This window comes from Haemophilus parainfluenzae, from assembly GCF_003252725.1.
GTDB classification, from domain to species: Bacteria; Pseudomonadota; Gammaproteobacteria; order Enterobacterales; family Pasteurellaceae; genus Haemophilus_D; species Haemophilus_D parainfluenzae_L.
In genome coordinates this window covers 35284-59731 of sequence record NZ_QEPO01000005.1, presented here as the reverse complement: position 1 = coordinate 59731, position 24448 = coordinate 35284, and the positions used below count along the sequence as shown (strand labels likewise).

Annotated in this window: 22 protein-coding genes; 12 read left to right on the top strand and 10 right to left on the bottom strand. The window is 40.4% G+C overall.

Going from position 1 to position 24448, the window contains the following annotated elements; all coding sequences use genetic code 11:
- Positions 1 to 223 precede the first annotated feature (223 nt).
- Genes murJ through ileS form a run of 3 tightly spaced genes read left to right on the top strand, consistent with a single transcriptional unit; the run spans position 224 to position 5631 of the window.
- Complete coding sequence (murJ, locus tag DPV85_RS07085) at positions 224 to 1798, top strand: murein biosynthesis integral membrane protein MurJ (RefSeq protein ID WP_111327536.1); 1575 nt, start codon at positions 224 to 226, stop codon at positions 1796 to 1798.
- Between the two features lie 48 nt (positions 1799 to 1846).
- Entirely contained in the window at positions 1847 to 2773 is a 927-nt protein-coding gene (gene ribF, locus DPV85_RS07080) for a bifunctional riboflavin kinase/FAD synthetase (RefSeq protein WP_111327535.1), read from the top strand.
- Positions 2774 to 2805: 32 nt separating this feature from the next.
- On the top strand, positions 2806 to 5631 hold the full coding sequence (gene ileS, locus DPV85_RS07075; RefSeq protein WP_111327534.1) for an isoleucine--tRNA ligase: 2826 nt from the start codon (positions 2806 to 2808) through the stop codon (positions 5629 to 5631).
- A 100-nt stretch (positions 5632 to 5731) separates the two neighbouring features.
- Here the strand turns inward: ileS and ypfJ are convergent, their stop codons facing one another.
- Positions 5732 to 6568, bottom strand: a complete 837-nt coding sequence (ypfJ, locus tag DPV85_RS07070; protein ID WP_049367255.1) for a KPN_02809 family neutral zinc metallopeptidase — start codon at positions 6566 to 6568, stop codon at positions 5732 to 5734.
- A gap of 177 nt (positions 6569 to 6745) precedes the next feature.
- Here ypfJ and lysM point away from each other — a divergent pair, with 177 nt between their 5' ends.
- From lysM to rplA, 8 genes are all read left to right on the top strand, one after another.
- Complete coding sequence (gene lysM, locus DPV85_RS07065) at positions 6746 to 7186, top strand: peptidoglycan-binding protein LysM (RefSeq protein ID WP_065244619.1); 441 nt, start codon at positions 6746 to 6748, stop codon at positions 7184 to 7186.
- Positions 7187 to 7399: 213 nt separating this feature from the next.
- Entirely contained in the window at positions 7400 to 8698 is a 1299-nt protein-coding gene (tig, locus tag DPV85_RS07060) for a trigger factor (protein WP_049384847.1), read from the top strand.
- A 144-nt stretch (positions 8699 to 8842) separates the two neighbouring features.
- Positions 8843 to 9424 carry an ATP-dependent Clp endopeptidase proteolytic subunit ClpP gene (gene clpP, locus DPV85_RS07055; protein ID WP_005699645.1) on the top strand — a complete coding sequence of 194 codons (582 nt, stop codon included), beginning with the start codon at positions 8843 to 8845 and terminating at the stop codon, positions 9422 to 9424.
- 9 nt (positions 9425 to 9433) lie between these two features.
- Positions 9434 to 10672, top strand: a complete 1239-nt coding sequence (gene clpX / locus DPV85_RS07050; RefSeq protein ID WP_005698128.1) for an ATP-dependent protease ATP-binding subunit ClpX — start codon at positions 9434 to 9436, stop codon at positions 10670 to 10672.
- A 121-nt stretch (positions 10673 to 10793) separates the two neighbouring features.
- The gene (gene secE / locus DPV85_RS07045) at positions 10794 to 11210 is read left to right on the top strand and encodes a preprotein translocase subunit SecE (RefSeq protein WP_111327533.1); all 417 of its coding nucleotides are present in this window, start codon (positions 10794 to 10796) and stop codon (positions 11208 to 11210) included.
- Position 11211: 1 nt separating this feature from the next.
- Positions 11212 to 11769 (top strand): transcription termination/antitermination protein NusG, encoded by a 558-nt coding sequence (gene nusG / locus DPV85_RS07040; RefSeq protein WP_005695227.1) that lies wholly within the window; start codon positions 11212 to 11214, stop codon positions 11767 to 11769.
- Between the two features lie 171 nt (positions 11770 to 11940).
- Entirely contained in the window at positions 11941 to 12369 is a 429-nt protein-coding gene (gene rplK / locus DPV85_RS07035) for a 50S ribosomal protein L11 (protein WP_014064251.1), read from the top strand.
- 4 nt (positions 12370 to 12373) lie between these two features.
- A complete protein-coding gene (rplA, locus tag DPV85_RS07030) occupies positions 12374 to 13063 on the top strand; it encodes a 50S ribosomal protein L1 (protein WP_005695230.1) in 690 nt (229 codons plus the stop codon).
- A gap of 156 nt (positions 13064 to 13219) precedes the next feature.
- Here rplA and DPV85_RS07025 read toward each other — a convergent pair whose 3' ends face one another.
- Genes DPV85_RS07025 through eno form a run of 7 tightly spaced genes read right to left on the bottom strand, consistent with a single transcriptional unit; the run spans position 13220 to position 19383 of the window.
- Positions 13220 to 14365, bottom strand: coding sequence for an iron-containing alcohol dehydrogenase (locus tag DPV85_RS07025; protein ID WP_111327532.1), 1146 nt, complete (start codon positions 14363 to 14365; stop codon positions 13220 to 13222).
- A gap of 48 nt (positions 14366 to 14413) precedes the next feature.
- The gene (locus DPV85_RS07020) at positions 14414 to 15595 is read right to left on the bottom strand and encodes a glutathionylspermidine synthase family protein (RefSeq protein ID WP_111327531.1); all 1182 of its coding nucleotides are present in this window, start codon (positions 15593 to 15595) and stop codon (positions 14414 to 14416) included.
- A 2-nt stretch (positions 15596 to 15597) separates the two neighbouring features.
- Complete coding sequence (locus tag DPV85_RS07015) at positions 15598 to 16224, bottom strand: hypothetical protein (RefSeq protein WP_165816488.1); 627 nt, start codon at positions 16222 to 16224, stop codon at positions 15598 to 15600.
- Between the two features lie 7 nt (positions 16225 to 16231).
- A complete protein-coding gene (locus DPV85_RS07010; protein WP_111327529.1) occupies positions 16232 to 16939 on the bottom strand; it encodes an HAD-IA family hydrolase in 708 nt (235 codons plus the stop codon).
- Between the two features lie 8 nt (positions 16940 to 16947).
- A complete protein-coding gene (locus DPV85_RS07005; protein ID WP_054420249.1) occupies positions 16948 to 17367 on the bottom strand; it encodes a DUF2251 domain-containing protein in 420 nt (139 codons plus the stop codon).
- Positions 17368 to 17375: 8 nt separating this feature from the next.
- Entirely contained in the window at positions 17376 to 18014 is a 639-nt protein-coding gene (locus DPV85_RS07000; protein ID WP_111327528.1) for an NUDIX hydrolase N-terminal domain-containing protein, read from the bottom strand.
- A gap of 58 nt (positions 18015 to 18072) precedes the next feature.
- A complete protein-coding gene (gene eno, locus DPV85_RS06995) occupies positions 18073 to 19383 on the bottom strand; it encodes a phosphopyruvate hydratase (RefSeq protein WP_070776207.1) in 1311 nt (436 codons plus the stop codon).
- A 286-nt stretch (positions 19384 to 19669) separates the two neighbouring features.
- Between eno and DPV85_RS06990 the strand changes: the two genes are divergently transcribed.
- Positions 19670 to 21439 (top strand): DUF4153 domain-containing protein, encoded by a 1770-nt coding sequence (locus tag DPV85_RS06990; RefSeq protein WP_111327527.1) that lies wholly within the window; start codon positions 19670 to 19672, stop codon positions 21437 to 21439.
- Between the two features lie 132 nt (positions 21440 to 21571).
- Here the strand turns inward: DPV85_RS06990 and DPV85_RS06985 are convergent, their stop codons facing one another.
- Entirely contained in the window at positions 21572 to 22507 is a 936-nt protein-coding gene (locus tag DPV85_RS06985; protein ID WP_111327526.1) for a glycosyltransferase family 2 protein, read from the bottom strand.
- 122 nt (positions 22508 to 22629) lie between these two features.
- Positions 22630 to 24267, bottom strand: a complete 1638-nt coding sequence (gene pyrG, locus DPV85_RS06980) for a glutamine hydrolyzing CTP synthase (protein WP_111327525.1) — start codon at positions 24265 to 24267, stop codon at positions 22630 to 22632.
- Positions 24268 to 24448 lie beyond the last annotated feature (181 nt).

Below are 24448 nucleotides of genomic sequence, written 5' to 3'. Positions count from 1 at the left end.
AGGGCGTAGAATATGCCGATTTTTTATACTTTTGTCAATGAATAATTTGTGTTGATTTCGGTGAGACACAACCGAAAGTAAGCATCGTTATTTAAAAAAAGCGCTTTCTATTGGCTCACACAAACGATGTGGGCAGGATTTTATCAGTTTTTTTCGTTGGAATATAGCGTAAAAACAAAAATTCTATACAATTAAGGCAAATTTTTTTGAAGAGACCCCTATTTTGAGTAAACGACTTTTAAAATCCGGCATTATCGTGAGTGGGATGACATTAGTGTCCCGTGTGTTAGGTTTAGTCCGCGATGTGGTGATCGCCCATTTAATCGGTGCTGGTGCAGCGGCGGACGTGTTTCTATTCGCTAACCGTATCCCAAACTTTTTACGTCGTTTATTTGCGGAAGGGGCATTTTCTCAGGCTTTTGTCCCTGTGTTAGCCGAATATCAAAAATCGGGCGATCTTTCTAAAACGCGAGAATTTATCGGGAAAGTGTCGGGTACGCTAGGCGGTTTAGTCAGTATTGTCACCTTGCTTGCTATGGTGGGATCACCTGTTGTGGCGGCGATCTTCGGGATGGGCTGGTTTACCGATTGGCTAAATGACGGACCCGATGCACACAAATTTGAACAAGCCTCTTTACTCTTAAAAATTACTTTTCCTTATTTATGGTTTGTCACCTTTGTGGCACTTTCAGGCGCGATTTTAAATACGATAGGCAAATTTGGCGTGATGTCGTTTTCGCCTGTTTTGCTCAATATCGCCATGATTGCGACCGCACTTTTCCTTGCACCAAGATTAGACAATCCCGATCTTGCCCTTGCTATCGGGATCTTCTTAGGCGGTTTGCTACAATTTTTATTCCAAATCCCTTTCTTGAAGAAAGCAGGCTTGCTCGTCAAACCAAAATGGGCATGGCATGATGAAGGAGTCGCGAAAATCCGTCGATTGATGATTCCTGCCTTGTTCGGGGTTTCCGTAAGTCAAATCAACTTGCTGCTTGATACGGTCATTGCCAGTTTCTTAATGACGGGATCCATTAGTTGGCTTTATTATTCTGATCGTCTATTGGAGTTTCCACTTGGGCTATTTGGTATTGCGATTTCCACTGTGATTTTACCGACGCTTGCTCGTCATCATGTGAATCGAGAAGACAATTCTTCCCAAAGTGCGGTTGATTTTCGCAACACAATGGACTGGGGCGTACGAATGATTTTATTACTCGGCGTGCCGGCTGCGATTGGTATTGCCGTGTTAGCCCAACCAATGTTACTGGTATTGTTTATGCGTGGCAGTTTTACCTTAACAGATGTGCATGCAGCCTCTTATTCTTTATGGGCATTCAATGCCGGTTTACTTAGCTTTATGCTGATTAAGATTTTGGCTAATGGCTATTACGCACGCCAAGACACTAAAACGCCTGTAAAAATCGGGATTATCGCCATGGTGAGTAATATGGGCTTTAATGTGTTGGCGATTCCATTTAGCTATGTGGGGTTGGCGATTGCTTCTGCCATGTCAGCTACCTTAAATGCTTATTTGCTTTATCGTGGTTTAGCTAAAGAGGACGTATACCATTTTTCACGTAAAAGTGCGGTCTTTTTTCTGAAAGTTTTAGGTGCAGCCTTAGCCATGGGCGGTTTGGCTTGGTATAACTGCCCGTCGATTCAAGAATGGGCAGCTATGACATTTTTAATGCGTATCTATTGGTTGGTTTGGTTAATTGGACTGGCTGCGGTCGTTTATTTAGGCGTATTGGTGCTATTAGGTGTGCGTAAACACCATTTACTGACAAAACATTAAGTTACCGCTATAATACACCGATTATTTTTGTTTTTTGGATAAGATGTAATGCAATTAATTCGTGGGCTTCATAATTCACCGCCATATTTGTCAGGGTGCGCATTAACCATTGGCAATTTTGATGGGGTGCATTTGGGGCATCAGACGATTTTGCGTCATCTTCGTCAGAAAGCGAATGCGCTGAATTTACCCATGGCGGTGATGCTTTTCGAACCACAACCGCGAGAATATTTTATGGGTGACAAAGCCCCTGCGCGCTTAATGCGTTTAAGAGATAAATTGCATTATTTGGCTCAGGCGGGTGTGGATGTGGTGATCGTCGCGAAATTTGACCGCACTTTTGCTGATCTTCCAGCAGAACAATTCATTGAAGATTGGCTTGTACGCAAATTAAATGTGAAGTTTCTCAGCATTGGCGATGATTTCAAATTTGGTGCGAAACGTTTAGGCAATTTTGCCATGTTGCAACAAGCCGGAAAGCAGTTTGGTTTCGAAGTGGAAGACAGTCGCACCTTCTGTTTAGATGAGTTACGTATCAGTAGTACCGCTATTCGTGAAGCGTTGGCTAAAGATGATTTACAGCATGCGGAAAATTTACTCGGCAAGCCTTATCGTATTTTTGGTCGTGTGATACACGGCAATAAATTAGGGCGAACCATTGGTTTTCCTACCGCGAATGTTCGCTTACATCGCCAAGTGAACCCAGTAAAAGGGGTTTATGCGGTGAAAGTGCGGTTAAAATCAGGCGAGATTTTTAATGGCGTCGCCAACATGGGAAAACGCCCAACTATTAACGGCACGATACAATTATTAGAAGTCCATTTGTTTGATTTTTCTCAGAATATTTATGGACAAATGGTCGAAGTGGAATTCTGCCATAAGATTCGCGATGAGATAAAGTTTCCTTCTTTTGAAGCGTTGAAAGCTCAAATTGAACAAGACGTAAAAACAGCGAAAGCATTTTTTGCAAAATAGAATTATATTGAAATATAAAATTGGAAAATAACATGACAGTTGATTACAAAAACACGTTAAATTTACCTGAAACAGGTTTCCCAATGCGCGGCGATCTAGCCAAACGCGAACCTGTAATGTTAAAAAATTGGTATGACAAACAGTTGTATCAAAAAATCCGCCAAGCGACTAAAGGCAAAAAATCCTTTATTTTGCATGATGGCCCTCCATATGCGAACGGCAATATTCATATCGGTCACGCCGTTAATAAAATTCTGAAAGATATTATTGTTAAATCTAAAACTGCATTAGGTTTTAACTCGCCTTATATCCCAGGTTGGGACTGTCATGGCTTGCCAATTGAATTAAAAGTAGAAGGTTTAGTGGGCAAACCAAACGAGAAAGTTACTGCAGCTGAATTCCGCCAAAAATGCCGTGAATATGCCGCAGAGCAAGTAGAAGGTCAGAAAAAAGATTTTATCCGTTTAGGTGTGTTAGGCGATTGGGATAATCCTTATTTAACAATGAACTTCAACACAGAAGCAAACATCATCCGTACACTCGGTAAAGTGATTGCGAATGGCCATTTATACAAAGGTTCAAAACCAGTGCATTGGTGTTTGGATTGTGGCTCTTCTTTAGCAGAAGCAGAAGTGGAATATGAAGACAAAGTTTCTCCATCTATCTATGTTCGTTTCCCAGCAGTAAGTGCGGTTGAAATTGAAGAGAAATTTAACGCAGTAGGCAAAGGCCATGGCAAATTATCTGCGGTGATTTGGACAACCACTCCTTGGACAATGCCATCTAACCGTGCGATTGCGGTAAATGCAGACTTAGAATACAACTTGGTACAACTTGGCGATGAGCGCGTGATTTTAGCTGCTGAATTAGTTGAATCCGTAGCGAAAGCCGTGGGTGTAGAACAAGTTGAAGTTTTAGGTTCAGTAAAAGGTCAGGCGCTCGAGTTAGTTCGCTTTAACCATCCGTTCTATGATTTCACTGTACCAGTAATTTTAGGTGATCACGTGACCACTGATGGCGGTACGGGTTTAGTACATACCGCACCTGATCACGGTTTAGACGACTTTGTCGTGGGTAAACAATATGATTTACCGATGGCGGGTCTTGTATCGAATGACGGTAAATTTATTTCAACGACGGAATTCTTTGCAGGCAAAGGCGTATTTGAAGCGAATCCATTGGTTGTTGAAAAATTGCAAGAAGTGGGCAACTTATTGAAAGTTGAGAAAATCAAACACAGCTACCCACACTGCTGGCGTCACAAAACCCCGATTATTTTCCGTGCGACTCCGCAATGGTTTATCGGCATGGAAACACAGGGTTTACGCCAACAAGCATTAGGCGAGATCAAACAAGTTCGCTGGATTCCAGATTGGGGTCAAGCGCGTATCGAGAAAATGGTTGAAAACCGCCCTGACTGGTGTATTTCCCGTCAACGTACTTGGGGCGTGCCGATGACCTTATTCGTGCACAAAGAAACCGAAGAACTTCATCCGCGTACTTTAGCGTTACTTGAAGAAGTGGCGAAACGTGTAGAGAAAGCCGGTATTCAAGCATGGTGGGATTTAGACGAAAAAGAATTATTAGGTGCGGACGCAGAAACCTATCGTAAAGTGCCTGATACCCTTGACGTATGGTTTGACTCAGGATCAACCTATTCTTCTGTTGTGGCGAATCGTCCAGAATTTAACGGTCAAGATATCGATATGTATTTAGAAGGTTCTGACCAACACCGTGGTTGGTTTATGTCTTCTTTAATGCTTTCGACGGCAACAGACAGCAAAGCACCATATAAACAAGTATTAACTCATGGTTTCACCGTGGATGGTCAAGGCCGTAAGATGTCAAAATCTATCGGTAACATCGTGACACCACAAGAAGTGATGGATAAATTCGGTGGTGACATTTTACGTTTATGGGTGGCTTCTACCGACTATACCGGTGAAATGACCGTTTCTGATGAAATTTTAAAACGTGCCGCGGACAGCTATCGTCGTATTCGTAACACTGCGCGTTTCTTACTAGCTAACTTGAATGGTTTTGATCCGCAACGTGATGCCGTTAAACCGGAAGACATGATTAGCTTGGATCGTTGGGCGGTAGCTTGTGCGTTGGATGCACAAAAAGAAATTAAAGAGGCGTACGATAACTATCAATTCCACACTGTGGTACAACGTTTAATGCGTTTCTGTTCTGTGGAAATGGGCTCGTTCTACCTTGATATTATCAAAGACCGTCAATATACCACCAAAGCAGACAGCCTTGCGCGTCGTAGCTGCCAAACAGCGTTATGGCACATTGCGGAAGCTTTAGTTCGTTGGATGGCACCAATCTTGTCATTTACGGCTGATGAAATTTGGGGCTACTTGCCACAAACTGCGACTGCGCGTGCAGAATTCGTCTTCACTGAAGAATTCTACGACGGTTTATTTGGCTTAGGCGAGAATGAAAAATTAGATGATGCTTACTGGCAACAACTCATTAAAGTTCGTTCTGAAGTGAACCGTGTATTAGAAATCGCCCGTAACGATAAAGTGATCGGTGGTGGTTTAGAAGCAGAAGTAACAGTTTATGCTAACGATGAATATCGTGCATTGTTAGAGCAATTAGGCAATGAATTACGTTTCGTGTTAATTACCTCAAAAGCAGAAGTGAAACCATTAGCTGACAAACCAGCGGATGTGGCTGCGGGCGAGTTAGAGGGAATTGCGGTAAGCGTAGCTCGTTCTAACGGTGAAAAATGTCCACGTTGCTGGCATTATTCTGACAAAATCGGCGTGAATCCTGAACATCCTACACTTTGTCCACGTTGTGTGGAAAACGTAGCGGGTAACGGTGAAGTACGTCAGTTCGCATAAGCTTAAAATTATAAAGAAAAAGTGCGGTCAATTTGACCGCACTTTTTTATGTTGAAATGAACAGAAATAAAAAGGCTGATATGAATCAGCCTTAAAGATTTTATTGGTTAAAAGTATTACATACAGAAGGGTTAGCGCTTTGTAAGCCTTTTCTGAACCATTCTAGACGCTGTGCAGATGTACCGTGAGTGAAGCTATCAGGTACTACATAACCTTGGCTGCGTTTTTGTAAACGGTCATCACCTACGGCTTCTGCTGCATTAAACGCTTTTTCTTCATCGCCGCGTTCAAATAAACCACTTTTCACCGCTTGGCTCGCCCAAACACCAGCAAAACAGTCAGCTTGAAGTTCTAATTGAACAGAAAGTTGATTTGCCGTTTTACGATCGCTGCTTTGTTGTGCGCGATTCACTTGCGGCAGAATACCAAGCATATTTTGTACATGGTGACCGACTTCGTGCGCAATCACATAAGCAAAGGCTGAATCACCCGCTGCACCCAGTTTATTTTTCATTTCATTATAGAATGATAAATCAAGGTAAACTTTGCGATCGCTCGGACAGTAGAATGGGCCCATTGCAGATTGACCAGTACCACAAGCAGTTGGCGTTACGCCATTGTAAAGTACCATGGTTGGTTCACTATAGGTTTTACCCATTTGTCTAAAATATTGTCCCCAAACGGTTTCAGTATCCGCTAATACCACTTTAGAAAGACTCGCAAGCTGCTGTTCTTCTTGGGTTTCTAATCGTTGAGAGCTTTGTCCTGAAAAATCCGGTGTGCCCACTAAGCCTGAAAGATCCACGCCATAATAAGCACCAACTAATAAGATAATAATACCGAAAACACCAGTCCCTCTTCCGCCACCGAAGTTACCGCCGCCAGAGCCACGTCTATCTTCAATATTTGAGCTTTCTTTACGACCTTGCCAACGCATAATTTTTCCTTTCTGAGTGAGTAAATTAAAAATCGGCGTATTCTATCAAAGTGCGGTCAATTTTAGATCGGTTTTCTTGAAATATTTACATAGCTTTACACTCTGATTTATAGACTTCTGAAGGGAATTTCAGTATCGTAATAATCCCTTAAACAAACATACAAAAGGAACTTTAAAATGGGTTTATTTGATTTTGTCAGTGACATTGGTAAGAAAGTTTTCTCTAAAGAAGAAGAGGCGTCTAAAGCAGTGACTCAACACATCGCAGAAGACAATCCAGGCGTGGAAAACTTATCTGTTACCGTTGAAAATGGTGTAGCAAATATCCAAGGTGTGGCATCAACTGCAGCGGCATTAGAAAAAGCAGTATTAATGGCGGGTAACATTCAAGGTATCCACTCAGTAACAAGCGATGCAAGCATCAATAACGGTGAAACCTTAGGCAGTGATGAAACATTCTATGTAATCCAAAAAGGTGACACCTTGTGGAAAATCGCTGAGAAAGCTTACGGAAATGGCGCGAAATATACCGCTATTGTTGAAGCGAACAAAGAAGTGATTAAAGACGCGGATAAGATTTTCCCAGGTCAAAAAATTCGTTTACCGAAAGGTTTATAATTCGATAAAAAGTGCGGTTATTTTTGACCGCACTTTTTTCTTTATTCAAAATTGTTGATAAATTGTGCAATTTTAGCGGGTTTTCTATTGAATTTTCCGGTTTCTATCGACTGTTTGATTTTCTTTCGCTATAATTTGGCGGTTTTTTATTTTTACAAACAATAACGTGTTCGGTGTGGTTTTTACCGAGTGCAACATTAATTGAGGTTACAAATGTCATTAAATATTGAAACAACTCAAGGTTTAGAGCGTCGTGTGACGATCACCGTTCCAGCTGAAGCTGTAGAAAAAGCAACTCGTGAAGAATTCAAACGTGCAGCAAAAAATGTACGTGTTGATGGTTTCCGTAAAGGTCACGTGCCAGCTCACATCATTGAACAACGTTTTGGCGCATCAATCCGTCAAGATGTATTAAACGATTTATTACCACGTCATTTCTTTGACGCAGTAATCGCTGAGAAAATCAACATCGCAGGTCGTCCAACTTTCGCTATCGAAACGTTCGAACCGGGTAAAGATTTATCATTCACTGCAACTTTCGAAGTGTACCCAGAAGTTGAATTAAAAGGCTTAGAAAACATCAAAGTTGAGAAACCAACTGTTGAAATCACTGAAGCTGATATCGATAAAATGATCGATGTATTACGTAAACAACAAGCGACTTGGGCTGAAAGCAAAGCTGCAGCGAAAGCAGATTCTCGTGTAACCATCGACTTCGTTGGTTCAGTAGACGGCGAAGAATTCGAAGGCGGTAAAGCAACTGATTTCGTTCTATTCATGGGCCAAGGCCGCATGATCCCTGGTTTCGAAGAAGGTATCGTAGGCCACAAAGCAGGCGAACAATTCGATATCAATGTGACTTTCCCAGCGGAATACCATTCTGAAAACTTAAAAGGTAAAGATGCAAAATTTGCGATCACCTTGAAAAAAGTAGAAGAAATGGAATTACCAGAATTAACAGATGAGTTCGTTGCTAAATTTGGTCCAAACACCAAAACTGTGGCAGATTTACGTGCAGAAATCCGTAAAAACATGGAACGTGAATTGAAAAATGCATTAGTTTCTCGCGTTAAACAACAAGTCATCAACGGTTTAATCGAACAAAACCCAATTGATGTTCCAGCTTCTGCAGTAGAAGAAGAAATCAATGTGTTACGTAACCAAGCAGCACAACGCTTCGGTGGCAATGCACAACAAGCTGCACAATTACCACGTGAATTATTTGAAGCTGATGCAAAACGTCGTGTTCAAGTTGGTTTATTATTCTCTGAAGTGATCAAATCAAACGAATTGAAAGCGGATGAAGAACGTGCGAAAGCAATGATCGCGGATATCGCTTCTGCTTACGAACAACCAGCTGAAGTAGTTGAATATTACAGCAAAAATGAAGAGTTAATGAACAACATTCGCAATGTAGTATTAGAAGAACAAGCAGTTGATGCCGTTCTTGCTAAAGCTCAAGTGACTGAAAAAGCGTCTTCATTTGATGAGATCATGAATCCACAAGCATAATAATTGATAGAACGTGAATTAAATTCACAGATATATCATCGAAAAGTGCGGTTGTTTTTTTCAATGAAAAGCGACCGCATTTTGTTTTTACTGATTTTCGGGTAGAATATTGCCCGATTTTTTAGCACATATTTAGGGGCAAAAATGAGTGTAATTCCTATGGTTGTCGAACAAACCTCTCGTGGTGAACGTTCGTACGACATTTATTCCCGCCTATTAAAAGAGCGCGTGATCTTCTTGAATGGTGAAGTAGAAGATCATATGGCAAATTTGATCGTGGCACAGCTACTTTTCTTAGAATCAGAAGATCCGAAAAAAGACATCAATATTTATATTAACTCACCGGGCGGTTCAGTGACTGCGGGTATGGCAATTTACGATACCATGCAATTTATTAAACCGGATGTGCGTACTCTTTGCATTGGTCAAGCTTGCTCAATGGGCGCATTTTTACTTGCAGGGGGGGCAGCAGGAAAACGTGCTGCATTACCGAATGCACGAGTGATGATTCATCAACCGTTAGGTGGTTTCCGTGGACAAGCATCTGATATTCAGATCCACGCGCAAGAAATTTTAAAAATTAAACAAACCTTAAACGAGCGTCTTGCTTTCCATACCGGTCAAAGCATCGAACGTATCGAAAAAGACACCGATCGTGACAACTTTATGTCGGCGGAAGAAGCAAAAGCTTACGGCTTAGTGGACGATGTGTTGATTAAACGTTAAGGATTTAACATGACAACAAATGATAACGATCTTCACTGTTCTTTCTGCGGAAGAGAAAAAAGTGAAGTAGGTAAATTAATTGCGGGTACAGATGGTTATATTTGTAACGAGTGTATCGAGCTTTGCCACAGTATGTTGGAAGACAGTGGAGAAATCGAAACACCTAGCGAACTGGCAGTTGAAGAAAAATTACCGACACCGCACGAAATTCGTGCGCACTTAGATGATTATGTGATTGGGCAAGATTATGCGAAAAAAGTCTTGTCAGTGGCGGTTTACAATCACTATAAACGCTTACGTACGAACCACCAAAGCAATGATGTGGAATTAGGTAAAAGTAACATCTTGTTAATTGGTCCAACAGGTAGCGGTAAAACCTTATTAGCACAAACCTTGGCACGTCGTTTAAATGTACCTTTTGCTATGGCCGATGCGACGACGTTAACTGAAGCCGGTTATGTGGGCGAAGACGTGGAAAATGTTCTGCAAAAATTATTGCAAAATTGCGATTACGATACAGAAAAAGCAGAGCAGGGCATTATCTATATTGATGAAATTGATAAAATTAGCCGTAAATCAGAAGGCGCATCTATTACTCGAGATGTGTCTGGTGAAGGTGTGCAACAAGCCTTGTTGAAATTAATTGAAGGCACTATTGCGTCTGTACCACCACAAGGTGGACGTAAACATCCTCAACAAGAAATGTTGAAAGTGGATACCTCAAAAATCCTCTTTATTTGTGGTGGGGCATTTGCTGGCTTAGATAAAATCATCGGTAAGCGTACACAAACTGATACTGGAATTGGTTTTGATGCGAAAGTAGAGAAGGAAGAAGAGAAAGAAAATCTTTCTGAATTATTCCGTCAAGTTGAGCCGGATGATTTAATGAAATTCGGTTTAATTCCAGAATTTATTGGTCGTCTTCCGATGATTGCACCATTAAGCGAATTAGATGAAGAAGCGTTAATTCAGATCCTTACTCAACCGAAAAATGCACTGACCAAACAATATCAAGCATTATTTGGCTTAGAAGATGTGGAACTTGAATTCACGCCAGAAGCATTAAAAGCGATGGCGAAAAAAGCCCTTGAACGTAAAACCGGTGCGCGTGGTTTACGCTCAATCGTTGAGGCTGTATTGTTAGATACGATGTATGATTTACCTTCAATCGAAAACTTGCAAAAAGTGATTGTGGATGAAGAAACCATCGTTGATAACAAACCACCGAAGCTCGAATATAAAAACTAACAGAAAGTGCGGTTGTTTTTTCTAACATTTTTCATAGGCAATCCCGAAAGAAAATGCTACAATCGCACGTTCTGAAATTAATCTAAAAATTATTTATCCCTTATTTTATACGGATTCACTTATGGCAACTGAAATTGTTGAGAAAAAGAAACACGACCAAGAACAAGTCGTAGAAGGTAAATCAAAAGGCTTAAACATGCTTCTTTGGATTCTTTCTGTGGCATTTTTTACTGCTGCAGCGATTGGTAACGTTTATTTTAAAGACGCCTTCTCTTTACCTGTGCGTGTAGTTGGCGTAGTTGTCGCTTTATTAATTGCCTTTGGGTTAGCTGCAATTACTAACCAAGGTACAAAAGCTCGTACATTCTTTAGCGAAGCAAAAGTTGAAGGTCGTAAAGTGGTATGGCCAACTCGTGCAGAAACACGTCAAACAACTTTAATCGTAATTGGGGTAACCGTGCTTACCTCTTTATTCTTCTGGGCAATTGATTCAATTATCATTGCATTGATTAACTTCTTAACTGATTTGAGATTCTAAAATGAGCGAAACTGAAAACGTATCCAAAAAACGTTGGTATGTATTGCAAGCATTCTCAGGCTTTGAGAGTCGTGTTGCAATCACATTGCGTGAATATATCAAACAACAACAAATGGAAGATCAGTTTGGTGAAGTATTAGTGCCGACTGAAGAAGTCGTTGAAAACGTAGCAGGTAAACGTCGTAAAAGCGAACGTAAATTCTTCCCAGGCTATGTATTAGTTGAAATGGCAATGAATGATGACACATGGCACTTAGTGAAAAGCGTACCACGTGTAATGGGCTTTATCGGCGGTACACCAGATAAGCCAGCGCCAATTTCTAAACGTGAAGCAGATTTAATTTTAAATCGTTTAGAGCAAAGTGCTGAAAAACCACGTCATCGTAAAGAATATCAACCTGGTGAAGAAGTGCGTGTGACAGAAGGTCCATTTGCTGACTTTAATGGTACGGTTGAAGAAGTGGATTACGAAAAAGGTCGCTTAAAAGTGTCTGTATCTATCTTTGGTCGTGCAACACCAGTTGAGCTTGAATTTGGTCAAGTGGAAAAAACACGTTAATTTCCCTTTTCCAAAATAAGAAATTTAATGGCCGCACTTAAAAAATAAAGTGCGGTTGTTTTTCGAGTAGTTTTTCTGCTTGAAATTTCGAGGCCGATTAATTAAAATACGGCCTTTCATTAACAGGGGAGCCGATTTCGGCGTTATCACCCATTTAGAGGAAACTAAAAAATGGCAAAAAAAGTCCAAGCATACGTTAAGTTGCAAGTTGCAGCTGGTATGGCAAACCCATCACCACCAGTTGGTCCTGCATTAGGTCAACAAGGTGTGAACATCATGGAATTCTGTAAAGCATTCAACGCTCGTACTGAGAGCTTAGAAAAAGGTTTACCAATTCCAGTTGTTATCACTGTATATGCAGACCGTTCATTCACTTTCATTACTAAAACTCCACCAGCAGCAGTATTATTGAAAAAAGCAGCAGGTATCAAATCTGGTTCAGGTAAACCGAACAAAGATAAAGTGGGTAAAGTAACTTTAGATCAAGTTCGTCAAATCGCTGAAACTAAAGCAGCAGATATGACTGGCGCGACTATCGAAACTAAAATGAAATCAATTGCTGGTACTGCTCGCTCAATGGGCTTAGTGGTGGAGGAATAATACGATGGCTAAATTGACTAAAAAAATGAAAGCAATCAAAGCTGGCGTAGATTCTACTAAAGCATACGAAATCAACGAAGCAATCGCGTTATTAAAACAATTCGCAACGGCTAAATTCGTTGAAAGTGTTGACGTTGCAGTAAACTTAGGTATCGATCCTCGTAAATCAGACCAAAACGTTCGTGGTGCAACTGTATTACCACACGGTACTGGTCGTGAAGTACGCGTAGCTGTGTTCACCCAAGGTGCTAACGCAGATGCAGCTAAAGAAGCTGGCGCTGATTTAGTCGGTATGGAAGATTTAGCAGAGCAAATCAAAAAAGGCGAAATGAACTTTGACGTTGTTATCGCTTCTCCTGATGCAATGCGTGTTGTTGGTCAATTAGGTCAAGTATTAGGCCCACGTGGTTTAATGCCAAACCCTAAAGTTGGTACCGTAACACCAAACGTTGCTGAAGCAGTTAAAAATGCTAAATCTGGTCAGATCCGTTATCGTAACGATAAAAACGGTATCATCCACACAACAATTGGTAAAGCAAACTTCTCTGAAGTTCAATTAAAAGAAAACCTTCAAGCATTATTGGCTGCTTTAAACAAAGCAAAACCAACTACTGCAAAAGGTATCTTTATCAAGAAAGTAAGCATCTCTACAACTATGGGTGCTGGTGTGGCTGTTGATCAAGCTTCACTATAATTAAGCGTTAAAACTTAATTTAAATTAACCGCACTTTGGGTAACTGAAGTGCGGTTATTTTTTTGTGTTCTTTTCAATAAAGTGAAATATTGAGAATATAAAAAGAGCGGTCAAATTCCATTGTTTTGTGAATTTGACCGCTCTTTTTATGAGAGATTACTTCGCTAAAGCGAAAATTGCTTCAATAGCTTCTTTGGTATAAGTTTTTTCCACTTTCGCTCTGATAGCGGTTTGAACCGCATTTTCAACAATTTCAGCTAAGGTTTTATCATCAATGCCAAGTTGTTCAAGACGAGTTGGTGTACCGATTTTATCAAACCAAGCTTTTAGGGCTTGAATACCATCTTCAGCTTTATCTAAGCCAAATATTTCTTTAGCAAAGCGTTTGAATTGATCGGGTCTTTGAGATTGATACCATTGCATCCACGCAGGCATAATCACGGAAAGCCCAGCACCATGTGGCACATCTGAAATCGCACTCATGGAATGCTCAATCATATGATTTGGGAAACCGTAAGGTGAGATACCTAAATGCGTTAAACCATTCAACGCAAGTGTAGCCGCCCAGGCAAATTCACCACGAGCATTGAGATCTTGTGGATCATTGAGCAAGATTTCAGTCGTACGGATAACAGTTTTAATATTGCTTTCTACTAAGAAATCAATAATTTCAGGACGATATTCCGCCGTGAAATAGGCTTCAATAGAATGAGCAATGATATCTGCGGCAGAATACACTAAATAATCACGAGTGACGGTTGCTTGTAATTTCGGATTAATGACGGATACTTTCGGGAATAAATGATTGCTGTGAATTGAATATTTTTGCTGCGTTTCTTCATTAGTAATGACTGAGCCCCAGTTCATTTCACTGCCTGTTGCCGCAAGGGTGATTACATCAAAAATCATCAACGCTTTTTGCACCGGTGTGCCTTTAAAAAAGTCCCAAGTATCACCGTCATAGCACGCACCAGCCGCGATCGCTTTCGCACTATCAAGGCAAGAGCCGCCACCGATACTCAACACACTATCTGCACCAAAGGCTTTTGCCATTGCAACGGCTTCACGGACTTTGCTGATTGTCGGGTTACTTTTTACCCCACCACATTCAATGTATTCAATGCCATGCTTACGCAAGCTTTTCGCCACATCTTCAAATAAGCCGGATTGTTTGACACGATCACTGCCATAGATAATTAAGGCCTTTTTTGCACCGTATTCGTGCATATATTTACCCATCTCTTTTTCTTTATCGAGGCCAAATTCAATGCGAGTAGGGTTTTGAAAACTAAATGGATACATATTTATCTCCTTGTTATCTGTTAAGTGCGGTCAGTTTTTGCGTTGTTTTTATTCCACAAAGTAATGCGGAATGAAGTGGCTATCATTACCGGTAACTGGGGTAAAATCTTCTCTCAATCCAATGCCGCATGCTACATCACCCACTACCCAAGACCCAATCATTGGATACATGCCATCAAAATTTGGCAGTTCAAATTTTTGTTGATAGATGTAGCCTGCCTGATCATAAAAGGCAGAATGTTCGCTGCCTTTGGCGGCAAATTCTAGACCATTACGTTTTTCATAGTAAGAAACATTGGCGCCCTCACGACCTAATGTCGGTTTTTTCACCCATATTGATTGGCGATCGGTAATATCATGCTTGCTAAAGTAAGCGGGTAGTAATAAAGGATGATTTGGGTGTTTTTGCCACAATTTCGCTAATAGCACTTTATTGCTTAATAGTAATTTCCACGCAGGTTCGATAAAAGTAGTGGATGAATTAAGCATGTGTGGTGCATATTCTGTCATAGTCATCCATTCAAGCGGGTAGAGCTTAAATAAACAATCAATAGGTTGATTATTCAGATCGAGGAATTGCTGACTGTCTTTATCGTAGCCCACATCTTCAATGGCAAGCTGATGAATATGCCAACCTGCGTTGTAAGCCACATCTGCTAAGTAATCGATATTGCCCCAATCTTCACGGCCCGCTTCTTGCATGGCACTAAAATGGAAATCGTTTAGTCCTGTTTGCTGCTGAATAAACTGAAAGCGATTGAGCAATTCTTCGTGAATCCAATTAAATTGGTCACGATGTCCTAAGCCTTCAATTTGCTCTAACCATTGCCATTGCACCACAGCAGCTTCAAGCAGAGAAGTAGGCGTATCGGCATTGTATTCAAACATTTTGAGGTTTTCACCGTCATAACCAAAATCAAAACGGCCATATAAGTGCGGTACGTTTTTAGACCATGTTTGTTCAATCAGATTTTTCTGTAAATCGGTGAAGCGATAATGGGCATAATCACCTTGCTTCACTTCATCGTTAACAAAGTCCATACACATCGAGTGCAATTCGTTGGTGGCATCTTCAATACGATCGATTTCAGCTAGAGTAAATTCATATGCCACATTGTCCGACCAATAATGTGAGCCATCAGAGGAAGGCAGATTATAGTAATCAAAGCCCACATCTAATAATTGTTGCACCATATTGGGGCGAGTAGGAAAGCCTGTGATTCGTTTCATATTTAACCGCCTGAGCTCCGGCTGCTGCTTGAGCTAGCGCTTTTAAAGCCACCGCGTGAAACTGGTTTGCTGTAAGTGCTACCAGCATTGCCTTTTACTAATACAGGTTTACCGACAGAACGATTAGTTTGCGGTTGAATAACTTGACCCGTTGGCGTTGAGACGGCACGATTGCTTGGATTGTAACTAGGGCCTAAAAATGAACCCATCGTACGCGCGATCATATAGCCCATTGCGGCACCTGCAATCGCACTGCCCATACTGCCGTGTCCTTCTCCTGTTGCAGAACTAGTGTGGCTTGTTCCCTCAGCGCTGCTTGAATTGCCAGAGTGAGTTGCTCCATCTGGATTCAAGGTTTGTTTAACGGTCTGATTGTCTTCTGACCACTCGCTATTATTGCTTGGACGTGTATTTAAATTGCCTGAGAGAGAGGAGCCAGATCCAGCATGTGCAGTCGTGCTGCTGTTATTTTCATTAGATTGGTCAGCTTCGCACAATTCAATTTTTTGCCAATCGGCTAAACAATCCTCAAGGCTATTATAAACATCTCGTTGGACTTGCTCTTCTGAGCAACCGCCCAATAAAGCCACAATGGAAAGGCTGACGAGAACTTGATTTTTCTTTTTCATCATAGGGTTAAAGTGTTAATAATTCAGTTAAATGATTGATTTCTAATGTAGGCAAAACACTTGCTTCAGTAAATGAATTGAGGTTTTTACCCGATAAATTAATCCATACAGCTTGGCAACCAGCTTGAATGGCGCCTTGAACATCCGTAGTTAAGTTGTCACCGATGTGTAAAATTTCACTCGGTTTTACGCCAAAATAATGGGCGGTTTGATGGAACAAATCTTGATGAGGTTTCGCTCTGCCTTGTTCTCCACCACGTAAACTCAGCTGAAAGTGTTCAAGCCCAATGCGTGTAGCAATCACATTACCATTGGTAATCACGCTCAATAGGTAGCGTTCTTTAAGTTGGTTTAATACTTCAATACTTTCTGCGGGTACATCAATTTTGTGTCGCCATTCAATAAATTCTTCCATAGCGAGAGCCAAAGTGCGGTCAATTTCACCCGCACTTTTACCATGATGCGCAAGTAAGTTGCGTAACGTTTCGACACGCCAGGCAATCACATCTTCAGTAATCAAGGAATCTTTTTCCGCCAGTTGCCATTTCCATTCTCGCCAATATTCTGAGGTAAGAGCACTCAATCGAGTGTGCTCTTGCACACATTGAAGAAAATGCTCTTCGGCCAAACGAATGACATCACTGTTATCGTAAAGGGTGTCATCAAGATCAAAACTCATGACCTTGAAAGGCTGAAGACCGCGGTAAAATCGCATAGTTAATCCTATTTAATGGTATTCACACCAAGCCATGCGGTTGCTCGTTCATTGGTGATTTCTTCGTGTGTCCACATGCTCATTAAGTCAGGCTGAGGATGCTTGTTGGTGTTATAGCCGATCAAATGAGCAAAATCAAATACGGCATGCGGATAGCCGTTAATAAGCAATAAGGCTAAATAACCGCTTTCATCCCAGCAAATTTCTAATTTACGTGCCTCGTGGTGATTGCGAGTGTTATCGACGTTATAAACATGTAAGTAATCGACAACAGGCTGCGCATTTTGACGCATATCTAACGCATAAAAATAGCCCGTTTCACCGTCATCTTCAAACATCACCGCCAGATGATCATGCACAGTAGAGTGTGTGCCGACTTGTTTGGGTTGACCGAGAAAGAGTTGATCTTCGAGGGTTAAATGTAACATGGTATTTCCTAATCAAATTGTGTAGTCCAGTGGCTACTATGGTGTGCCTGAAAGCAAAGTTCAACCTGTGCGGGCGTATTTTTTTCTTCATTCATTGGTGGCAGTTCATTTAATGCAAAATAGGCAGATTGCACTGTTTCACTATTTGGTTGAAATTTACCACTTAATGGTTCGCACATGACGAAGGTTTTGAGTACAGGATGTACAAAAGGCGGAAAATTGCGTTTATGTTGTTCATGAATAGCAATAATAAAAGTCGGCTTAACATTAAGCCCCGCTTCTTCGCGTACTTCTTTAATCGTATTACTATGAATGGTTTCTAGCACATCTATCCAGCCGCCAGGCAGTGACCAAAGACCATCATGTTCTTGTACTAATAAAATTTTATCATCTTTGAAAATAGCTGCGCGCGAATCGATTTTAGGGGTTTGATAACCAGTCCCATTGCAGAAAAACGATTTGACAGTTTCTTTGGGTATTGCTGTTTTATAAGCGAGCATTTCAGCAGACAAATCCCGCAAGCGTTCATAGCGTTCAATATCATAGATATTTTTGCAATAAGTTAGCCCGTTTTGTGCAATACTTTGGATTTCGATAGCCCAAGATAGCCAAGGTTCAGTAAGAAGTGAATCCGATTGTGTCTTCATAAAAACACCGCACTTTTGTGCAAAGTGCGGTGAGATTTTACAGTAAATTCAGCGTGAATTACGCTTGACCTTTAACCGCTTTTAAACCTAAGAACGGAGCTGGTGTACCAGCGCGTTCTAATGCTTCTTCGATACGGATTAATTGGTTGTATTTCGCAATACGGTCAGAACGGCTCATAGAACCAGTTTTGATTTGACCTGCTGCTGTACCAACCGCTAAATCAGCGATAGTCGCATCTTCAGTTTCACCTGAACGGTGAGAGATAACCGCGGTGTAACCTGCATCTTTAGCCATTTTGATTGCTGCTAAAGTTTCAGTTAAAGAACCGATTTGGTTGAATTTGATTAAGATAGAGTTTGCGATACCTTTTTCGATACCTTCTTTTAAGATTTTGGTGTTAGTGACGAATAAGTCGTCGCCCACTAATTGAACGCGGTCGCCTAACACTTTAGTTTGGTATGCAAAACCATCCCAGTCAGATTCATCTTGACCATCTTCGATAGACACGATTGGGTATTGTTTGGTTAATTCTTCAAGATAATGTGTGAACTCTTGAGAAGTGAATGAACGGCCTTCGCCTTTCATTTCGTATTTGCCAGTTTCTTTGTTGTAGAACTCAGAAGAAGCACAGTCCATTGCTAAAGTGACGTCTTTACCTAATACATAACCAGCTTTTTCTACTGCTTCTTTGATACATGCTAAAGCATCTGCATTAGATGCTAAATTAGGTGCGAAACCACCTTCATCACCTACAGCAGTGCTCATGCCTTTAGATTTTAATACTTTCGCAAGGTTGTGGAATACTTCAGCACCGATACGAAGTGCTTCACGTAACGTTTTCGCACCAACTGGTTGAATCATGAATTCTTGGATATCAACGTTGTTGTCGGCGTGTTCACCACCGTTGATGATATTCATCATTGGTAATGGCATAGAGTAAACGCCTGGCGTGCCGTTAAGTTCTGCGATGTAAGCGTAAAGTGGTAAACCTTTAGATGCTGCAGCGGCTTTCGCTGTTGCTAAAGATACCGCTAAGATTGCGTTTGCACCGAAGTTAGATTTGTTTTCAGTACCGTCTAAATCGATCATGATTTGGTCGATTTCAGCTTGGTTAGACGCTTCTTTACCTACTAATGCATCTGCGATAGGACCGTTTACCGCTGCAACCGCTTTTAATACACCTTTACCTAAGAAACGAGATTTGTCGCCGTCACGTAATTCTAATGCTTCACGAGAACCAGTAGATGCACCTGATGGAGCCGCTGCTAAACCAACGAAACCACCTTCAAGATGAACTTCAGCTTCTACAGTTGGGTTACCACGAGAGTCGATGATTTCACGACCAATGACCTTAACGATTTTTGCCATTTTGTTTTCCTCTGTTTAAAGTTAATTAAAATTAGTTAGGCGAACCTAAAGTGGCAATATAATAAAGCAAATTTAGAAATTTGTCTTGGAAAAATGACCGCACTTTGATCTGTATCTTATTTTTCACTCAAGTGCGGTAAGTTTTTATCTCTTTTTCGCCAATTATTCTCTTATTTCAGTGGAATTGCCTTCAAAAGTTGGTTAAAGTTGCGCGAAATTTCGTATTATTTTACGGCGAATTATTTATTCTTAATTGAGACTTTGTTGCATTGAAAAAGGAATCATTATGTCTCTTTCGACTTTTTTTCAGCAGATCAAAACACAAATAAAATCAGCAATATCCACCCATCCGATTGAAATCTTCATGATTGCTGCATTTGCTCTTGGGATTTGGTTTGTGGATATGAACTCCGAAAAAGATCATTTAGCTTATTGGCTATTTGAGCCCATGCTGTTTGCCTTTATTTATTTATCTCGCCCTTATGCCTGGTATCGTTTTTCGTGGGTTGTGCCGCTTATTGCCGTTTTCACCATTTGGCAAGTGAATGATAATGCTGATTTTTATGGCTATAGCCCTAAGTTTTGGGGCGCTCAATTTATTGTATTATTGATATTATGTGGCTTTCCATTTGTTAGAAACAATCAAGCCTTTACTTATCGTAATTTTACGACGCTATATTACATCACTTCATCCATTGCTGGCTGGGGGCTCGTCTCTGGTTTGGTAGCCGCAATTTTGGCTTCAATCAGTACATTATTTAACATTGATTTTAGTGAATGGTTTCAAAAGCATCTTTATTCCTCAATTACTGCATTTTGTCTTCCTTTGTTCTTTTTGGTCTTTCAACAGCGCCACGAAAATACAGAGATGACGCTAAATCGTAGTTTTGACATTTTAGTGAATTTTATCTTAGCGCCCGCTTTGATGATTTTTACTGCACTACTTTATGCTTACGTTGGCAAAATTGTCTTAGCAGGGGCTTTGCCAAAAGGTATGGTGTCGAATATTGCGTTGCCTTACTTAGTTGGAGGCTTAGGTGTTTACGCTTTACGTAGTATTAGTGTGAAAGCAAATTGGGATAGTTTCTTTAAGTTTTTCCCATACCTTTCCACTGTGCCAATTGTATTGTTATGGTTGGCTATTGTCCGTCGAATTAGTGCCTATGCTTGGACTGAGCAACGGATTTATTTAGTGGCTCTAGCCTCGGCGATTACGATTGCTTATACCATTTTAATCATTCCTAAAATTCGTCAATATCGTTTGATTTCTGTCGTTGTGATAGTAGCTATTTTTGCCATGACTTGGGTGGTGAAACCGAAAGAAATCGCTTATCAAAGCCAAACAGAACGTTTTGAGCATTTACTCACAAAGCTTAATTTATCTGATAGGCAAGGAAAAATTCGTGATGATGTGGATTTTTTAAGTCGTTTAGAAAATATGCCAGAAAACGAACGCCAAGATTGGAATGAATTAGATGATGTATCTGATTATTTAGTCCATCGTTTGGACTTAGGGCCTTATGACAGCTCTAATTATGAAGAGAAACGAAAAGCCTTTGTACAAAGATATGGTGAAAAAGCGAATGAACTGATTTCATTGGATGTTTATGAGCATTCTTTCCGTATCAATGATAGTGACATTATGGCTCTGCAAAATAGCCCGGTTAGAGAAGCGGCGTTTGAATGGTCATCAATTGATGTGAGTTCGTATAAAAAATGGATCCATGTGCCAGTTTATCAATTCTATCGTGTGGACGATAACGGATCGAAAAAAGAAGAGAATGAGCCAAAAGAACGAGCCGAAGTTTGTTTTGTTGAAGAGCATGATAGATATTGTACCGATATGGATCAACACATTAAAAAGGTCTTTCAACAACATCATTTAGACTCAATGAAAAAACTGGCGGAATCAGATCTTAAACTAATCACCAAAGACTTGCTAAAAATTGATGCGCCAAGTTTTGCTATCTATTTAGGTTCACTTGAAATGCAATTTAGTCAAAAAAAGGGCTATCACTACAAAGAATTAACCGTCGAAGCCATTTTTGAAAAATAGGTTAGATATGTAAAGTACGGTGATGTTATTGCAAAAAATTTGGCTAAAAATGACCGCACTTTGATATTAAAACGGATAAAAATTTCCCTAATCCTATTCAGATTGGGGACGTAGTCTGATGAAGTAAAAGCTTTATTGCGTTCTTTGATACAAAAGCTTTTTCAAGAATTGTGTATGTGTATCTAAAATACTAAACATCGTTTCCCGATCTTCACCAAATAGTGAGATTTCATTATTTGAACGAACTTTGTCATAAGCTGAAAAGGCGATTTCAAACTCTTCAGTGCGTAATTTAATGCTTTTCCCGTGCAGTATAAGGCTCAGTAAGCTGACTTCTTTAGGTGTTAATTCTGGAAATAAATGACTTATCCATAGCTCCATAGAGTATTGAATAGACTCGCTAATTTTGTCATGTATTTTACTCGCTTGGCCTTGATGTATCCGATAAAACAATAATGGCTCTGGTAAATTCGCAAATTTCTTTTGATGTAATGCACATTGTACCCACATATGAAAATCGGGCGCTGTGGCTGTTTGTGCATAATTGATCGCAAGTGCCTTGATACTAGAATGTCGCCACATTGAAGAGGGATTAATGATATTGTCACGAGCTAAAGAAAAATGTGCTTTTATATCTTTATCTAAAAGAGGAAGTGTACTTACTTTAGACATTTTATCAGTTTGCCCATCATTAAAGAGCAGTGCATTACTTCCTAAAATATCAATTTCAGGATGCTCGTCTAAATATTGAACTTGTTTTTCAAGACGGTGTGGCACACAAATATCATCGGCATCCATACGTGCAACATATTCCACATTCATATAGTTAAGCATATCCATGGCAAATTGCATGACAGCAGGTTCACCTTGGTTTTGAGGTAAATGGTAAACACGTAAGCGAGCATCTTTTGTCGCATAGCTTTCGAGAATGTCACCTGTGTTATCGGTAGAAGCATCATTAACTGCCAGAATACAAAAATCACTAAAGGTTTGATTCAACAATGAATCTAAACATTCAGTGAGAAAATTTTCTGCATTATATGCGGGTAAAATAACAGCAAGTTTCATTTTTAGTTATCCATTATTAAATGAGTGAATAAGGCACAGATGATATTATTCCTTATTAATACAAAGTGCGGTCAAAAACACAAGAGTTTTTGACCGCACTTGTTTATGGAATTATCAGTAAATTACTTTTCAGTTTTTAACTGATTTTCTCTTGCTGCTTTGACAAAGCCTTCGAATAATGGGTGGCCATCACGTGGCGTTGACGTAAATTCTGGGTGGAATTGACATGCTACAAACCATGGGTGGTTTGGTACCTCAATGATTTCCACTAATTTACGATCCGCAGATAAGCCAGTCACTTTAAGACCCGCTTTTTCAATTTGTGGAAGCAGGTTATTGTTCACTTCATAACGGTGACGGTGGCGTTCTTCAATGGTTTCTTTGCCATATAATGCACGCGCTTTTGAGCCTTCAATTAAATGACATTGTTGTGCCCCTAAACGCATTGTACCACCAAGATCAGAATTATCATCACGGGTTTCAATATGGCCTTCCGCATCTTGCCATTCTGTAATCAAACCAACAACAGGTTGCTCACAGTTACGATCAAATTCAGATGAATTCGCTTTCTCAAGACCGGCAACATTACGCGCATATTCGATTAACGCAATTTGCATCCCTAAGCAAATGCCTAAATAAGGGATGTTGTTTTCACGCGCATATTTAGCGGTTAAGATTTTGCCTTCTACACCGCGATAGCCAAAACCGCCCGGTACTAAAATACCATCGACACCTTTTAATACATCAGTGCCTTTCGTTTCAACATCTTGAGAATCAATGTATTTGATATGCACGTTTAAACGGTTTTTTAAGCCAGCGTGTTTTAAAGCTTCGTTCACTGATTTATATGCATCAGGTAATTCAGTATATTTACCTACCATACCGATGGTCACATCGCCCACAGGGTTGGCTTCTTGATAAAGCACTTGTTCCCATTCAGAAAGATCTGCTTCAGGGCAGTTTAAGTGGAAACGTTGGCAGATAAATTCATCTAAACCTTGTGATTTTAATAATGCTGGAATTTGGTAGATTGAATTCACATCTTTTAATGAGATGACCGCACGTTCTGGTACGTTACAGAATAAGGCGATTTTGGCACGCTCGTTTGGTGGAATCATGCGATCTGAGCGGCAGATAAGCACATCTGGTTGAATACCAATCGAAAGTAATTCTTTTACAGAATGTTGCGTTGGCTTGGTTTTCACTTCGCCCGCAGTTGGGATGTATGGCACTAACGTTAAGTGCATAAAAATAGTGTGCTCACGGCCGACTTGTACGGCAAGTTGACGAAGGGCTTCTAAGAATGGAAGTGATTCAATATCACCTACGGTTCCGCCTACTTCCACGATAACCACATCATGTCCTTGCGCACCAGCAATCACGCGATCTTTGATTTCATTGGTGATGTGTGGGATAACTTGAATTGTCGCACCTAAATAATCACCACGACGCTCTTTGCGTAATACTTCAGAGTAAATTTTACCTGTGGTGAAGTTATTGCGTTTTGTCATTTTGGTACGAATAAAACGCTCGTAGTGACCTAAGTCTAAATCGGTTTCCGCCCCGTCTTGTGTCACGAACACTTCGCCGTGTTGGGTTGGGCTCATTGTACCCGGATCCACGTTGATGTAAGGGTCTAATTTCATAATAGTCACGTTTAAGCCACGTGCTTCTAAAATTGCTGCCAATGATGCTGCAGCAATACCTTTACCTAACGATGAAACCACACCGCCTGTGACGAAAATATAATTTGTAGCCATAGTGAGAGACCTAAAATGTTGGGATAAAAATGATTATAGCCAATCATCTTTTATGCAAATTTGTGCAGAATACTGAAAAGTGCGGTCAAAAATAAAAGAAAAAGATGATTAGCTATCAAGACGGGAGGATAGTTTACAGGATTTGAGATTTTTATACAATCTTGTCTTGTCAGGAATGTAT